The sequence below is a fragment of the Mesorhizobium sp. KACC 23794 genome (assembly GCF_052180275.1).
GTDB lineage: Bacteria > Pseudomonadota > Alphaproteobacteria > Rhizobiales > Rhizobiaceae > Kumtagia.
Genome location: NZ_CP197465.1, coordinates 3,732,853 through 3,747,236 on the forward strand (window position 1 = coordinate 3,732,853; position 14,384 = coordinate 3,747,236).

The 14,384-nt window shown below is 64.6% G+C and carries 14 protein-coding genes; 7 read left to right on the top strand and 7 right to left on the bottom strand.

Translation table 11 applies throughout. The annotated features are described in order from the left end of the window. The first annotated feature begins 175 nt into the window (after nt 1-175). Nucleotides 176-1,405 (top strand): aminotransferase-like domain-containing protein, encoded by a 1,230-nt coding sequence (locus ACSBOB_RS18200; protein WP_442577510.1) that lies wholly within the window; start codon nt 176-178, stop codon nt 1,403-1,405. A 109-nt stretch (nt 1,406-1,514) separates the two neighbouring features. Here the strand turns inward: ACSBOB_RS18200 and ACSBOB_RS18205 are convergent, their stop codons facing one another. Then, nucleotides 1,515-2,228 carry a TetR/AcrR family transcriptional regulator gene (locus tag ACSBOB_RS18205; RefSeq protein WP_442577511.1) on the bottom strand — a complete coding sequence of 238 codons (714 nt, stop codon included), beginning with the start codon at nt 2,226-2,228 and terminating at the stop codon, nt 1,515-1,517. Between the two features lie 89 nt (nt 2,229-2,317). Next, nucleotides 2,318-2,485, bottom strand: coding sequence for a hypothetical protein (locus ACSBOB_RS18210; protein ID WP_442577512.1), 168 nt, complete (start codon nt 2,483-2,485; stop codon nt 2,318-2,320). Between the two features lie 39 nt (nt 2,486-2,524). Here ACSBOB_RS18210 and ACSBOB_RS18215 point away from each other — a divergent pair, with 39 nt between their 5' ends. The 6 genes from ACSBOB_RS18215 (at nt 2,525) to ACSBOB_RS18240 (ending at nt 8,614) form a co-directional block, all read left to right on the top strand. After that, a complete protein-coding gene (locus ACSBOB_RS18215; RefSeq protein ID WP_442577513.1) occupies nt 2,525-3,685 on the top strand; it encodes an acetyl-CoA acetyltransferase in 1,161 nt (386 codons plus the stop codon). Then, nucleotides 3,678-4,082, top strand: coding sequence for a Zn-ribbon domain-containing OB-fold protein (locus ACSBOB_RS18220; RefSeq protein WP_442577514.1), 405 nt, complete (start codon nt 3,678-3,680; stop codon nt 4,080-4,082). The genes ACSBOB_RS18215 and ACSBOB_RS18220 overlap by 8 nt, the downstream gene beginning before the upstream one ends. A gap of 8 nt (nt 4,083-4,090) precedes the next feature. Continuing rightward, nucleotides 4,091-5,281: an acetylornithine deacetylase gene (argE, locus tag ACSBOB_RS18225; RefSeq protein ID WP_442577515.1), complete on the top strand. Its 1,191-nt coding sequence runs from the start codon at nt 4,091-4,093 to the stop codon at nt 5,279-5,281. Next, nucleotides 5,272-6,471, top strand: coding sequence for an NAD(P)/FAD-dependent oxidoreductase (locus ACSBOB_RS18230; RefSeq protein ID WP_442577516.1), 1,200 nt, complete (start codon nt 5,272-5,274; stop codon nt 6,469-6,471). The genes argE and ACSBOB_RS18230 overlap by 10 nt, the downstream gene beginning before the upstream one ends. 39 nt (nt 6,472-6,510) lie before the next feature. Then, complete coding sequence (locus ACSBOB_RS18235; RefSeq protein ID WP_442577517.1) at nt 6,511-7,176, top strand: RraA family protein; 666 nt, start codon at nt 6,511-6,513, stop codon at nt 7,174-7,176. A gap of 328 nt (nt 7,177-7,504) precedes the next feature. Further along, entirely contained in the window at nt 7,505-8,614 is a 1,110-nt protein-coding gene (locus tag ACSBOB_RS18240) for a porin (RefSeq protein WP_442577518.1), read from the top strand. A 313-nt stretch (nt 8,615-8,927) separates the two neighbouring features. Here the strand turns inward: ACSBOB_RS18240 and ACSBOB_RS18245 are convergent, their stop codons facing one another. From ACSBOB_RS18245 to ACSBOB_RS18265, 5 genes are read right to left on the bottom strand one after another with little or no spacing between them, the layout of a single operon-like run. Beyond that, nucleotides 8,928-10,133: a molybdopterin molybdotransferase MoeA gene (locus ACSBOB_RS18245; protein ID WP_442577519.1), complete on the bottom strand. Its 1,206-nt coding sequence runs from the start codon at nt 10,131-10,133 to the stop codon at nt 8,928-8,930. Nucleotide 10,134: 1 nt separating this feature from the next. Next, nucleotides 10,135-10,626 (bottom strand): cyclic pyranopterin monophosphate synthase MoaC, encoded by a 492-nt coding sequence (gene moaC, locus ACSBOB_RS18250; protein WP_442577520.1) that lies wholly within the window; start codon nt 10,624-10,626, stop codon nt 10,135-10,137. 3 nt (nt 10,627-10,629) lie between these two features. Then, the gene (trpC, locus tag ACSBOB_RS18255) at nt 10,630-11,448 is read right to left on the bottom strand and encodes an indole-3-glycerol phosphate synthase TrpC (RefSeq protein WP_442577521.1); all 819 of its coding nucleotides are present in this window, start codon (nt 11,446-11,448) and stop codon (nt 10,630-10,632) included. A 4-nt stretch (nt 11,449-11,452) separates the two neighbouring features. Continuing rightward, nucleotides 11,453-12,463 carry an anthranilate phosphoribosyltransferase gene (gene trpD, locus ACSBOB_RS18260; protein ID WP_442577522.1) on the bottom strand — a complete coding sequence of 337 codons (1,011 nt, stop codon included), beginning with the start codon at nt 12,461-12,463 and terminating at the stop codon, nt 11,453-11,455. A gap of 5 nt (nt 12,464-12,468) precedes the next feature. Next, complete coding sequence (locus ACSBOB_RS18265; RefSeq protein WP_442577523.1) at nt 12,469-14,358, bottom strand: SurA N-terminal domain-containing protein; 1,890 nt, start codon at nt 14,356-14,358, stop codon at nt 12,469-12,471. Nucleotides 14,359-14,384 lie beyond the last annotated feature (26 nt).

The window sequence follows — 14,384 nt, forward strand, 5'->3', positions numbered from 1 at the left end:
GAAAATTCGATCCGGAAACCCGTCCGGCATCCCCCTCGGCCGAGCCTCGCGGCCCCCGCCGATATTGACAGCAGAAGACAAAATGAATATGAAGTCAATATCAATTTTGTGGGCGAAATCTCTTCCCGATCCGTCCTTGCGGAGAGGGGAGGCGCCGTGGCAAAGGTCGCAGCCAATGGCGCTTCGTACCCCTTCATCCCCTGTTCGTCCGGCCTTTTCCCGCTGGATCTCGCAAAGCAACAACATCACCCAGCAGTTCATGGCGCTGGGCATCGATCCGGATTTCATCAGCATGGCCGGCGGCCTGCCTGCCGCCGAATTCTATCCGACCGCGGCGATCGCCGAGGCAGCCGAAAAGGCGCTGGCGCGATGGGGTTCAGGCGCGCTGGAATACGGACCGATCGAGGGATTGTCGGCTTTGCGCCGACATATCGCCGAGCGCATCAGCCGCGAGTCGGGCCGGACCTTCACCATCGACAACGTATTGCTGACGGTCGGCGCCATGCAGGGGCTCGACCTCATCGGAAAAGTGCTGATCGATCCGGGCGACCGCATCGTTGCGCAATTCCCGACCTATGTCGGCGCGCTCGACGCCTGGCGTCCGCGACGCCCGGTCTATGAGGCGCTGGACTGGTCGGCGGAAACCGGAACCGGCGTCGACAGCCTGCGGACCGCGAAATTCATCTATACCGTCCCGAATTATTCCAACCCCACGGGCGCGCTGGTTCCGACTTCCGCCCGGCAGGCGCTGCTCGAAAAGGCACTTGAAGCAGGCACCTGGCTGGTCGAGGACGATCCCTACCTGCCGCTGCAATTCGACGGCGACACCGGCCCGAGCATCCTGTCGCTGCACGGCCGCATGGAGCCGGATGGCGCCTATGACGGCCCTGTCGTCTATCTCGGCACGCTGTCGAAAAGCATCGTGCCCGGCTTGCGCGTCGGCTGGACGGTCGCCTCTGCGCCGATGATCCAGGCGCTGGCGCTGGCAAAGCAGTCCTCCGACATCGCCAGTTCGATGTTGACCCAGGCGATCGCGCTGGAACTGCTGGAAGCGGGACGCGAGGAGGCGCATGTGCCGTCGATCGTCCGGCACTACCGGGAGCGCCGCGACGCGCTCTGCGCGGCGGCCAGCGCCGAGCTTGGCGAATGGTTCGAATGGGACACGCCGCCTGGGGGCATGTTCGTGTGGATGCGCACGCGCCATCCAGCCGTTGACACCGACGCGCTCTACCGCTTCGCGCTTGAAGAAAAAGTGGCTTTCGTTCCGGGTAGCGTCTTCGACCCGGCCACACAGCTTCGTTCTGCGATGCGCGTCAACTTCACGCGCAATGCGCCGTCCGTCCTGGAAGAAGGGGTTGCACGGCTGGCCAAGGCGACGAAACGCTACCTGACCTCGAACTACTGAACGCGCGCTAAGAAATGCGGGGACAGTTTACTGAATTCCCAAACTCTGTTCTCGACAAGCGGTCGCAAACGCTTGGGAATTCAGTAAACTGTCCCCGTATTTCCGCATTCTACCGCCTCGGCGGATCCTTGCAGTAGACCGCGCGATACCAAAGCGTCGACAGCATCTGCGCCAGGTCGTCGGCATGTGCCGGATCCTCGCCGTCGACCAGCGGGTTGCGGCTGACGATCACGGCATAGAGGTAGTGGAACACCATGACCTCCAGCGCATGCGCGACGGCCTGCGGCGATCCCGGCATGTTTTCCTTGTAATTGCCGCGCCGCGCGATGGATCGGGCAAGATTCTCGATCCATTTGAGATGACGCGGTCGCCAGATCTCGCGGAACTCCGGCAGCTGGCTCTGCAATTGCACATGGCACTGCATCAGGCCGGGGTTGGCCGAGTAGGCGGCGATGAAGAAACGGTTCGTGTTGAGGATCGCCTCATATTCGCCGGTGCCGCGCCCGACCTGCCGCGCCTGCTCGTAGAGATGTTCGACGAAGTCGAGCACGACTTCGATCGCGATCTCGTTCTTGTCGCGGTAATAGACATAGAACGTTCCCAGCGCGACATCGGCAAAGCCGCATATGTCCGAGACCTTCACGTCCTGGTAGCCGATCTCCTCGAGCGCGCGCGCCGCGGCGATCTTCAGGCGATATTTCGTCCGGTCGCCCTTGGAGGCGAACGGGATCGACCCCAGCCCCGCCGCCAGATAGTCGGCGTATTTTTCCCGGGACCTGTCGCCCTGGGCCGCGTCTGGCTTCAATTCGGCTTCCGCTGCCATCGGATCCATCCTTCGCCGGGCCGATATCGCACCGGCATCGTCGTTAATCAACATCCGACGCCGCTTTGCCGACAATCGACAGCTCGGAATCAAAAATTGATATTGACTTCATATTCATGTTGCTCTCTGATTTCAATGTCACCCGCAAGGCCCGAAGGCAAGGCGGCCTCCTTAAAGGGGGTGCTTAACTGTGCGTGGCCAGGAAAGCGGGCAGGGGAGCGCTTCGTGATCATCGAGACCGACCACGCATCGTCCATCCGCGACCAGAACTCCTATTTCCCATGCCGAGATTTTTCATGCCGCATCCATTGACGGAACAGCCTGTCTACATCGTCGGAGCGGCCGAGACGCCGCTCGGCAAGGTTTTGGACCAGAGCGAATTCTCGATGGTTGCAATGGCGGCGCAGGAAGCGCTGGCCGAGGCCGGCCTGGGCTTCCGGGACGTGGATGCGCTGTTCACGAACTATATGGGTGAGGAAGGCTCGGTCCAGCTCGGCGAATATCTCGGCCTGCAGCCGCGCTACGCGGAATCGTCCGACATGGGCGGCGCATCCTTCGAATTCTTCGTGCATCACGCGATGGTGGCTGTCGCCACCGGCCGCTGCGATGTCGCGCTGATCGGTTATGCCTCGCGGCAACGCAGCCGCAAGAACCGCAAGAAGGCCGCCGCCGCACTCGACGGCTCGCTGTCCGCGCAGTTCGAGACGCCTTTCGGTATCCATTTTCCGATCGGCCATTACGCGCTGAGCGCCGCACGCTACATGCACCAGTACGGCGCGACGCTGGAACACACGGCGGAAATCGCCGTCGCCGCCCGCCAATGGGCGGCGCTCAATCCAAAAGCCTGGATCCGCGATCCGCTTTCGATCGACGATGTCATGGCCTCGCCGATGCTGTCCGATCCGCTGCGAAAACTCGACTGCTGCCTGGTGACCGACGGCGGCGGCGCGATCGTCGTGGCGCGCAAGGACCGGGCGCGCGATGCCGCGAAGAGGCCGGTGCGCGTGCTGGGCGCCGGCGAAAGCCATGTGCAATGGCATGTCGCGCAATGCCCGGACCTGACGGTGACGCCGGGCGCGGCGTCCGGGCGCGACGCTTTCGGCATGGCTGGCGTAAAACCGTCCGACGTCGACGTCTTCGAGCCCTACGACAACTTCACCCACGCGGTGCTGCTGTATCTTGAGGATCTCGGCTTCTGCAAGAAAGGCGAGGCTGGAGCTTTCGTTTCCGAAGGGCGGCTGAGGCCGGGCGGCAGCCTGCCCAGCATGACCTCCGGCGGCGGCCTCTCCTATTGCCATCCCGGCGCGCTCGGTATCCTGCTCCTGGTCGAGGCGGTGCACCAGCTTCGCGGCGAGGCTGGCGCCCGCCAGGTTCCCGACGCAAAAATCGCCGTCGCGCATGGCACCGGCGGCCTCGCCTTCTCGACCGCCTCCACCGTGGTGCTCGCCCGTGTCTGAAAAAATCTCCTATTCCGACCTTGGCGCCGCCGACCCGACCACCGAGCCGTTCTGGCAGGCCTGCGCCGAAGGGCGGCTGACGGTACAGCACTGCAAAAGTTGCGATGCGCATCAGTTCTATCCGCGGCCGTTCTGCCTTTCCTGCGAATCGACTTCGCTCGAATGGATTGACGTGGCAGGCACCGGCACCATCTATTCGCTCACCACGATGCGTATTCCGGTGACGCCCGAACTGCCGCCCCCCTATCTGCTGGCCATCGTCGAACTCGACGAGGGACCGCGCCTGCTCACCAATATCGTCGCCGACAACGCCACGATCGGTGACCGGGTCGGCGTCTCGTGGCGGCCACGCGACGGCGGCCTGCCGCCGCTTCCGGTTTTCAAGCCCGTCTGGTGAATGACGCAATGACGGCTGCCGCGACCAGGCAAGACTGCATCGCGGCGATCGGCGATCTCATCGCCTTTCCGACCGTTTCGCGCGATCCGAACCGCGAGCTTCTGTTTCATGTCGAGGCCTTACTGGCACGGCATGGCATCGGTTGCGACATCATCTGGAACGCCGACAGGACGAAGGGCAACCTCTGGGCGACCATCGGTCCGCCGGACGTGCCGGGCGTCATCCTTTCCGGTCATAGCGATGTCGTGCCGGTTGACGGGCAGGACTGGTCCAGCGATCCGTTCCAGTTGCGCGAGGCCGACGGCCGCATCTACGGCCGTGGCGCCTGCGACATGAAGGGTTTCATCGGCATCGTGCTCGCCGCCGTGCCGGGATTGGTGAAACGCAGCTTGAAGGCTCCGATCCACATCGCCATCTCCTACGACGAGGAAGTGGGCTGCACCGGTGTCACCAGCCTGATCGACCGTATCGCGGCAATGTCGGTCCGGCCGGCGCTCTGCATCGTCGGCGAGCCGACCAGCATGCAGGTCGTCGTCGGCCACAAAGGCGGCGGCATGTTTCGTGCCGTCCTGTCCGGCAGGAGCGCCCACTCCAGCCTCGCGCCGACCGCGGTCAATGCCATCGAATACGCCGCCGAACTGATCGCCTTCATCAAATCACTGTCGATGGGCCACGCGCACTCCGGTCCGCACGACCATCTCTACGATGTCTCCCACTCGACCCTGTCGGTGACGACGATTTCCGGCGGCACCGCGCTCAACATCATTCCCAACCATTGCGAAATCGGCTTCGACATAAGGTCGCTGCCGGAGGTCGACGCCCGCGCCCTGATCGCCGAGATCCGCCGGCATGCCGAAACTGAAATCCTGCCGCGCATGCGTGCCGTCGCGCCGGAAGCATCGATCTCCGTCGAGCCGATCGTCGAGTTCGTCGGGCTCTGCACCGACGTCGAACATCCCGGCGTCACCTTCGTGAAACAACTCGCCGGCCGCAACGACCACGCAAAGGTAGCCTACGGCACCGAGGCGGGCCTGTTCAGCAACCGCGCCGGCGTCGTGTCCGTCGTCTGCGGGCCTGGATCGATCGAGCAGGCGCACAAGCCGGACGAATATCTCGCTCTCTCGGAGATCGATCGGTGCAGGACATTCATCGACCGCCTCGCGCAGCAGCTTGAGGATGCCGGGCTGCCATGGGCGTGAACCGCGGCTTCGACGCGATCGTCGTCGGCGCCGGTATCGCCGGCACTGCCAGCGCCTGGTATCTGCGCCGGGAGGGCTTTTCGGTCGCGCTCCTCGACATGCATCATCCCGGCTGGGGCGCATCGGGACGCAATCCGGGCTTCCTTTGGCTGCAGACCAAGGCCGCCGGGCTTTCTATGGATTTTTCGCTGGCCTGCCGGCGTTTTGCCGAATCGCTGACCGGCGAGTTCCCGGATTTCTGCTTTCGCGCTAGCGGCGGCCTGATCATCTACCGCGACGAGGCATATGAGCCGGTGGCGCGCGCCTTCGTCGCCGATCGTGTCGCGTCGGGCCTGCCGGTCGAATTGCTCGAGCGCCCGGCGCTGCGCGATCTCTGTCCCGACATCGGCCCTGACGTTTCGGGTGCGGTCTGGAATCCGCTCGACGCGCATCAGGATACGCGGCTTCTGGTGCGGCATCTGGCCGACGGCTTTGTCCAGGCGGGCGGAACGATTGTAGCGCCAGCCCGCGCCGAGGCGATCCTGATTGATAAAGACGCCTGCGGCGGCATCCGGCTCGCCGATGGGACCGAAATCGAAAGCCGCATCGTGGTGATCGCCGGCGGACCCTGGTCGAACGAGCTTCTGTCGCGGCTGGGCCTGGCCATTCCCTATAAACCGACTCGCTTCGAGGCAGCCGAAACCGCGCCTGCGCCTTTCCGGATAAAACCCGTCGTTTCCGGCCAGTCGCTGTTCCGTTTCTTCACGCCGCCCGGCGTCGATGTCTCGATGCTGCCCCGCGAGCCCTCCGAGCGCATCCGCCCGGAGCTTGGTTTCACCGAGCAGATCGCCAGCTATCCCGACGGATCGCTGCAGTTCGGCTGCGCCTATGAGATCGGCAGCGACCTCGACCGGGCAACGGTGGCCGGGCAGGCCATGGCCTGCTCCATCACCAGCCGAAATTTCCCCGGAATCGCCGGTCTGCCGATCGTTCGCCAATGGGCAGGCGTCGTCGCCCAGACGCCAGACGGCCTGCCGGTGATCGACTCATCGGCCGGGCTAGCCGGGCTGATCGTCAATACCGGTCATTTCTTCGGCAATCTTGCCGGCGCCTTTTCCGGGAGGATTGTCGCCGACATGGCGGCGGGGCGCGTGCCGGCCTATCCTGTCGAGGGATTTTCCCGAAACCGATTCAAACCGGCTGCCGCCTGAGGCACGCAACCACCGTTCGACCGTCTGGAGGAGACGACCATGCCAACAAAAATCTACAGTCACACGGCGAAGCGCCTCACCCCGGCTGACCTCGCCGCATGGCGCGGCATACCGGTGACCATCTTGTCCGACGTGACCAGCGGCCGCGTGGTGGCCGACCCGCGCATCCGGCCGCTGCGGCCATTTCCGCTTGGCAGGCGATTCGCCGGACAGGCGGTGACGGCATGGTGCGAGCGCTCCGATTTCGGGCCGATGCTGCATGCGATCGATGTCGCGGGCGAGGGCGATGTGGTGACCGTCGACGCGGGGGGCTGCCTCCAGACCGCCTATGTCGGCGAAATCCTCTGCGGCCTGGCGCGACGCAAGAAGATTGCGGGGCTGGTCGTCAACGGCGCGGTCCGCGATATCGACACGATCGCCAGCTGGGATGATTTCCCCGTCTACGCCCTTGGCAACACCGCGCGAGGACCGCTCTCCAAGGAGAGGGGCACGGTGAACGGGCCGATCGTTTTCGGCGGCGTGGCAGTAAAGCCGGGTGACATCGTGCTCGGCGACAATGACGGCCTGGCGGTGATTCCTCTCGATGAGGCGAGCACCGTGCTCGCCATTGCCCAGGAGAGGGTCCGCATGGAAGAAAAATGGATCGCGGAACTCGCCACCGGCCGGACCCTGGTCGACGTGTTCAGCGTTCCGGAAGCGGTCTAGGGGCCCTTGAGCCGAGCCGGCCCCGAATCCGCATCGGACAAATCGAGCGGTATATTGGGGCGGTCAGGGGATGCCTGCGCCCGCCAACCATCGCCAAAAGTAAATCAAAGATTTCGATCGGTCATGGAATCGTGGCGTTTATGTCACATGGCGTGAGATAGCGGCGACGGCGGATGGGCGAAACACCTGATCATGGTTGAAAGCGCGGATATGACAGGTATGAGTTATGGCCAAGGGGCAATCGATAGGGTTCTTTGATTTGCCGTTGAGGGGGCGGGTGCCTCCAGCAAGACAAGTACCGGTCGCAACTGAAACTGGAGATCAGAAAATGAACATCAAGAGCCTTCTTCTCGGCTCCGCTGCGGCCCTGGTCGCAGTCACCGGCGCTCGTGCGGCCGATGCGGTCGTGGTTGCCGAGCCGGAACCCGTCGAATACGTCCGCGTCTGCGACGTCTATGGTTCGGGCTTCTTCTACCTGCCCGGCACGGAAACCTGCCTGAAGATCGGCGGTTATGTCCGCGTCGATATTCGTGGCGGCGATTTCTACGGCGTGACGAGCGCCGCAGGCGACGATACTTACAACAATCGCGTCCGCTTCCAGCTGCGCACCGACGCCCGCAGCGAGACCGAACTCGGCACGCTGCGTGCGTATGCCGCCATCAACTTCAATTACCAGGTGTCCGGCAGCGGCACGCCCTTCTACGACATGAACGACGGCATGAGCATCGAGCATGCCTATATCGAGCTTGGCGGTTTCCGCATCGGCAAGACGGACTCCTACTTCTCGACCTTCACCGACTATTCGTCGGGCGTCATGAACGACGGTATCGTTCCCTACGGTCCGTTCGGCACGTTCCAGATCGCCTACACCTACACTGGCGCGAACGGCTTCTCGGCCGGCGTCGCCCTGGAGCAGGGCGACCAGAACGAGATCGTGTATGGTTCGGACTTTGACGGCCCCTTCGGGTATGGCGGCATCACGCAGGACTACGCTCCTTATGTGGTCGGCGGTCTGTCGTTCACGCAGGGCTGGGGCAAGATCGGTCTCGTCGCCGGTTACGACAGCTGGCAGTCGGAAGTGGCGGTCAAGGGTCGCCTGGACATCAACATCACCGACACCGCTTCGGTGTTCGTGATGGGCGCCTGGGACTCGGCCGGCTTCGACAACGAGAACTTCTACGCGCAGTGGGCTGGCGACTGGGCCGTCTGGGGCGGCACGGCGATCAAGCTGAACGAGAAGGCGACGTTCAACGCCGAAGTCGGCTATGACGACGGCTCGAACTTCTCGGTTGCCGCCAACGTTGCCTACGACCTGGTTCCGGGCTTCACGATCACGCCGGAAGTCGTCTATTACGCCCCCGACAAGAACAGCAAGGGCGTCGACCAGGATCTCGACGACAGCTGGGGCTTCAACCTGCGCTTCCAGCGCACGTTCTGATCGGCTTCACCGATCGGCCTAGACAGAACCCGGCGGGCAACCGCCGGGTTTTTTATTGCACCCGCCGCTGCGTCTTTGTTGCACCGCCGCCGCGTCGGGGCGGATATCGGCAGTGGATCAGCGGGACTGGCCGCCGCTGCCGGCCGATGTCAGGCGGCAGGCTGCGTGGTTGGCGGAGGGCCGATCGGGCACTTTTGGCGTGGTATAGGAAATGCCGGCTATCGATCGAGCACCATTTGAGGTGCACGGGCCCGGACTCTCCCGGAAGGCATGCCCGGCCAGAGCCGTTTCACGACTTACCGGCAGCGAATTGTTATCGCAGCATCAGGATGGTGCAGGGAGCGCCTTTTTCGGCTGCCGGGGCGAAAGGTGGGCGGATGATGAGACCGCCCGAATCGGCGAGAATCCGCAGCATCGACGAATCCTGGATGCCGAAGGGCGTCGCGACAAGCCCGCTGTCGACGATGTCGATCCTGGCGCGAACATAATCTTCCCGCAAATCGTTTGCCGCCATCGGCGCGCCGAGCACCGCCGGGCGCCTGTCATGCTCCACCTGGCGGCCGCCAAGCTGAGCGACAAGCGGTTTCAGGAAAAGGTGAGAGCACACGAGGCTCGCCACCGGATTGCCGGGCATGCCGATGAACCGCATCCCGCCTCGCCGCCCGAACATCAGCGGCTTGCCGGGCCGCATGGCGATCTTCCAGAAATCGAGCTGGACTTCCTGCGAGCCGAGCACCTCGTGGACGAGGTCATGGTCGCCCACGGACGCGCCGCCCAGCGTGACCACGATGTCCGCCCCGGCCGTCGTTGCCTCGGCCAGCCGCGCCGCGATGGCCCCGCGGTCGTCGCCGACGATGCCGAGGTCGAGCACGCGCGCGCCGGCGGCCGACGCGATCGCCGCGACGCCATAGGCATTCGAGGAAATGATCTGGTCCGGCCCGAGATGGCTGCCGGGCGGCAGCAGTTCGTCGCCTGTCGCGATGATGGCGACAAGCGGCCGGCCGACCACGTTGAGCGTGGCGTGGTTTGCGGAAGCGGCCAGCGAAAGTGCGGCGGCATCAAGCATGCGGCCCGCTTCGAGCAGCATTTCGCCTTCCGAAAAATCGAGCCCGCGCCGCCTGATGTGCCGGCCGGCCGCCACCGTCTCGAAAACCTCAATGGCATTCGAACCAAGCGGACGTGTATTTTCCTGGATGACGACCGTGTCGGCGCCTTCCGGCATCGGCGCGCCTGTCAGAATGCGTACCGCCTGTCCTTGCGCGACCTCGCCGCGAAACCCGCGTCCGGCCGCTGACACGCCGACGATTTCAAGCCGCACCGGCACATCAGCCACATCGGCTGCGCGCGCGGCAAAACCGTCCATCGCCGAAGCGTCGAAAGGCGGCTGGGTCCGGAGAGCCGTCAACGGACCGGCTAGCACGCGCCCCGCCGCCTCATGAAGCAAAACCCGTTCGGGCGGCAATGGTCCGGCCCCGTCGAGCAGCAATCGCAAGGCCTCGGCCACCGGCAGCAGCGCCATGTCAGTCCGCCGCGCGAAAATCGCCGGACTTGCCGCCGGTCTTTTCGACAAGCCGGAGTCCGGAGATCACCATGCCACGGTCCACGGCCTTGGCCATGTCGTAGATGGTGAGGCACGCGACCGACGCGGCGGTGAGCGCCTCCATCTCGACGCCGGTCTTGCCGGTGACCCTGGCGAGCGCGGTGACGCGCAGGCCGGGCAGGGCGGTGTCCTCCGCGATGTCGACGGCGACCTTGGTGAGCAGCAGTGGATGGCATAGAGGAATGAGTTCGTGCGTGCGCTTCGCTGCCAGAATGCCGGCAATGCGCGCCGCGCCGATCACGTCGCCCTTCTTGGCGTTGCCGGCCATGATCGTCGCCAGCGTCTCCGCCTTCATTGTGACGCAGCCTTCCGCAACCGCCGTGCGCACGGTCTCGGCTTTTTCGCCGACATCGACCATGTTCGCCTGGCCGTCCGGGCTCAGATGCGTCAGCGCGGATGCCGGCGCTGCCATCGCTCAGCCGATCTCGGCGGACGCAGCCGCCTCGCCGTAGAGCAGCGCGCGGGTCGCCTGCGTCACGTCTGGCCGGCGCATCAGGCTTTCGCCGACGAGGAATGTCTCGATGCCGGCATGCGCCAGCCGCCGGCAATCCTCATGGGAGAAAATGCCGCTCTCGCCGACCAGGATCCTGTCGCTGGGCACCAGCCGGGCCAGCCGCTCCGAAACGGCGAGGTCGACATCGAAAGTGCGCAGGTCGCGATTGTTGATGCCGATCAGCGGCGAGGCCATCGCCAATGCCCGCTCCAGTTCCGCCTCATTGTGCACTTCGAGCAGCACGTCCATGCCGAGTTCGAGCGATGTATCCTCGATCGCCCGCGCCCCGTCGTCCTCCACCCCGGCAAGCACGATCAACACGGCGTCCGCGCCCCAGGCGCGCGCCTCAAGGACCTGATAGGGCTCATACATGAAGTCCTTGCGCAGCACGGGGAGGGCGGTCGCCTCGCGCGCCTGCGACAGATATTCGGGCGCGCCCTGGAAAGATGGCGTGTCGGTAAGAACCGACAGGCAGGCCGCGCCGCCTGCCTGGTAGGCTCGGGCCAGGGACGGTGGGTCGAAATCGGCGCGGATGAGGCCCCGTGAAGGGCTTGCCTTCTTGATCTCGGCGATCAGGGCGTAATTGCCGCTTCGTCGTTTGGCGCGCAGGGCTTCGGCGAAACCGCGCGGCGGCGTGGCATCGCGCGCCTTGGCTTTTATTTCGGCAAGCGGAACATTGGTCTTCGCGGCCGAAATCTCTTCGCGCTTGTACTTTTCGATCTTCTTCAGGATGTCGACCACGGCTCTATCCGTTCGATACCGAAACCAGGCGGTCGAGCACGCCGGCTGCATGACCGCCGTCGATCGACGCAGCGGCGAGCCGTATGCCGTCGGCAAGGTCGGCTGCCTTGCCGGCCAGCACAAAACCCGCGCCGGCATTCATCAGCACGGTGTCGCGATACGCGCCAGCCTTCCCATCCAGCGTCGCCCGCAAGGCCGAGGCATTGTAGGCCGCGTCGCCGCCACGTAGTTCCTCGCGCTTGCGGCGGGCGAGCCCGAAATCCTCCGGCCTGAGCACGAAGCTGCGGACCGATCCGTCGGCGAGTTCGGCCACGCTGGTCTCGCCGGTCGTCGTGATCTCGTCGAGGCCGTCGCCATGCGCCACCCAGGCGCGTTCCGCCCCGAGCAGCTTCAGCGTCTCCGCGACGGGTGCGATCCATTCCGGCGCAAACACGCCGACCATCTGGCGGCGGACGCCGGCCGGGTTGGAGAGCGGTCCGAGCAGATTGAAGATGGTGCGGGTGCCGAGTTCGGCGCGCACCGGGCCGACATGGCGCATCGCCGGATGATGCGACGGGGCGAACATGAAACCGACGCCGGCCTCGCGGATGCAGGCCGAGATCGATTCCGGCGCGAGGTCTATCTTCACGCCGAGGGCGGTCAGCACATCGGAAGCGCCGGTCTGCGAGGACAGGCCGCGATTGCCGTGCTTTGCGACAGGCACCCCGCCGCCGGCGATTACGAAGGCCGACGCCGTCGAGATGTTGACGCTGTGCGAATTGTCGCCGCCGGTGCCGACAATGTCGATCGCGCCTTCCGGGGCTTCGACCGTCAGCATCTTCTCGCGCATGGTGGCGACGGCGCCGAATATTTCCGGGACCTGTTCGCCGCGCACGCGCAAGGCCATCAGGAAGGCGCCGATCTGGCCGGGCGTCGCCTCGCCCGACATGATGATGTCGAACGCATCCTTCGCCTCATCGAAGGAGAGGACCGCGCCGCCGGCCACTTTGGCGATATGAGGTTTCAGCGTGCTCATCTCAGCTAGAAAGCCAGGGCCCGGCCGATCGCGGCCTGATCCACACGCACCTCGTATTCGCCTTGCAATCGCGCCACCAACTGGTCGAGCAGGTCGTCCGACAGACCGGACGCAAAACCCTTGCGCGCATCCTCTGGCACCGCGTCGGCACCCGAGGCGGCCGGTTCAAACACTTCCGTGACCTTGAACAAGATGCGGGAATCGCCGGTCGGAGCGGCGAAACTGCCCGAACCGCCCTCGGCGACGCCGAAGACCGCGGCGACGCCGTCGCGGCCGAAATCTCCGTCGTCCGCTTCCCGCTTGAGGCCGCGCTTGGTCTGTTTCTCAAGCTTGAGCTCTCCGGCGATCACGTCGAGCGTCACGCCATCCTTCAAGCGCTTTTCGAGTTCGGCAACCTTGTCGGCAAGGCGCTTTTCCGTCTCCGCCGCGATCCAGTCGGTCGTGACCTTGGCTTTCACCTCGTCGAGTGCGCGGTCGCGCGCCGGCGTGATGCCTTCCACCTCGAAGAAGACATAGCCGTCCGACCCGATGTTGACCGCCGGGTTCTCCACCCCGACTTCCGTATCGAAGGCGGCGCGCAGCAATTGGGCCGAGGAAGGCAGGTCGTTGACGATCGTGTCGTCGGGCTTCCTGCCCGACTGGTCGATCGCCTCGATGGCGGTGACCTTCAGCTTCAGCTTGTCGGCAGCTTCCTTCAGCGTATCGCCGCCGGCGCGCGCGTCTTCGTAGGAATCATGGACATCGAGAAGCACGCGATGGGCCTCGCCCAGCGCCAGATCCCTGCGGATTTCCGGCGCCACTTCCTCAAAACTCTTCACCACCTCGGGATTGATCGCCGTGACCCGGACCAGGATCGGACCGAACGTCCCGTCGATCACGCCGCTCACCTCGTTGTTCGCGAGCACGAAAGCGGCATCGGCGACCGCCCTGTCGGGAATTCTGTCCTTGGCGAGCGTTCCAAGCTGCACGTCGGCGGACGTCTTGCCCTCCGACGTCACGATCTGGTCGAAATTGGTACCGCTCTTCAAAGAGGCGAGCGCGGCGTTGGCGGCGTCCTTGGACGCGAAAACCAGTTGCTCGATCGTGCGTGTTTCCGGCGTCGTATAGCGAGCCTTGTTCTTGTCGTAGTCGGAGCGGACCTGCTCATCGGTGATCGCGCTTTCATCGGCGATGTCGGCCGGCTCCAGCTTGACATAGGCGATCTTGCGATATTCGGGCGCCGAATATTGTTTCTTGCGGTCCTCGAACCATGCCGTGAGCACGGCGTCTGTCGGCGCTTCGACCGGCTCCACCAGCGAGCGCGGCAGAGCCAGATATTCGGCGGTGCGATCTTCGCCCCTGTAGAGCGACACAGCGCGCAGGAACGTATCTGGCGCTTTAATGCCATCGGCGACCGCTTCGACGATCTGCTGGCGAATGGCCACCTGGGCGCGGTTTTCGAAATAATCCTCAGGCCGCATGCCGATCTGGCTGAGCACGTAGTCGAACTGCTGGCGGTTGAACTTGCCGTCCTGGCCATGGAAGGCCGGATCCTCGGCGGTCAGCGAGGCGATGCGGTCCTTCGAAAGCCCGAGGCCCAGCTTGCGGGCCTGTTCGTCCAGCACCGCGCCGGATACCAGTTGCGCCAGCACCATGTTGTCCACGCCGAAGGCGGTCGCCTGCTCGCGGGTCAGCCTCTGGCCGAAACGCTGCGACAAAACGTTGATCTGCCGGTCGTAGGCGAGGCGGTATTCCGTGGCTGTGACCGAGGTTCCACCGGCAGTGATCAGCGCATGGTTGCCAAGGCCGTTCTGCAGCTGCCCGGATATGCCCCAGACCGCGAAGCTCACCACCAGCAGCATGAGCAGGAGCTTGGCAATCCAGGTGCCGGCCGCGGATCGTAGGGTTTCGAGCATGGAACAGTCCGTTGAAAGCCCGACCA

Excerpts from the sequence above, each read along its gene's own strand:
- moaC (WP_442577520.1), bottom strand. The coding sequence starts at position 10,626 with ATGGCAGCGCCGGCATCCGCGCTGACGCATCTGAGCCCGGACGGCCAG.
- ACSBOB_RS18245 (WP_442577519.1), bottom strand. The coding sequence starts at position 10,133 with ATGGCGCTGCTGCCGGTGGCCGAGGCCTTGCGATTGCTGCTCGACGGG.
- ACSBOB_RS18235 (WP_442577517.1), top strand. The coding sequence starts at position 6,511 with ATGCCAACAAAAATCTACAGTCACACGGCGAAGCGCCTCACCCCGGCT.
- ACSBOB_RS18265 (WP_442577523.1), bottom strand. The coding sequence starts at position 14,358 with ATGCTCGAAACCCTACGATCCGCGGCCGGCACCTGGATTGCCAAGCTC.
- ACSBOB_RS18210 (WP_442577512.1), bottom strand. The coding sequence starts at position 2,485 with ATGGACGATGCGTGGTCGGTCTCGATGATCACGAAGCGCTCCCCTGCC.
- trpD (WP_442577522.1), bottom strand. The coding sequence starts at position 12,463 with ATGAGCACGCTGAAACCTCATATCGCCAAAGTGGCCGGCGGCGCGGTC.
- ACSBOB_RS18200 (WP_442577510.1), top strand. The coding sequence starts at position 176 with ATGGCGCTTCGTACCCCTTCATCCCCTGTTCGTCCGGCCTTTTCCCGC.
- ACSBOB_RS18230 (WP_442577516.1), top strand. The coding sequence starts at position 5,272 with ATGGGCGTGAACCGCGGCTTCGACGCGATCGTCGTCGGCGCCGGTATC.
- ACSBOB_RS18205 (WP_442577511.1), bottom strand. The coding sequence starts at position 2,228 with ATGGCAGCGGAAGCCGAATTGAAGCCAGACGCGGCCCAGGGCGACAGG.
- ACSBOB_RS18240 (WP_442577518.1), top strand. The coding sequence starts at position 7,505 with ATGAACATCAAGAGCCTTCTTCTCGGCTCCGCTGCGGCCCTGGTCGCA.
- argE (WP_442577515.1), top strand. The coding sequence starts at position 4,091 with ATGACGGCTGCCGCGACCAGGCAAGACTGCATCGCGGCGATCGGCGAT.
- ACSBOB_RS18215 (WP_442577513.1), top strand. The coding sequence starts at position 2,525 with ATGCCGCATCCATTGACGGAACAGCCTGTCTACATCGTCGGAGCGGCC.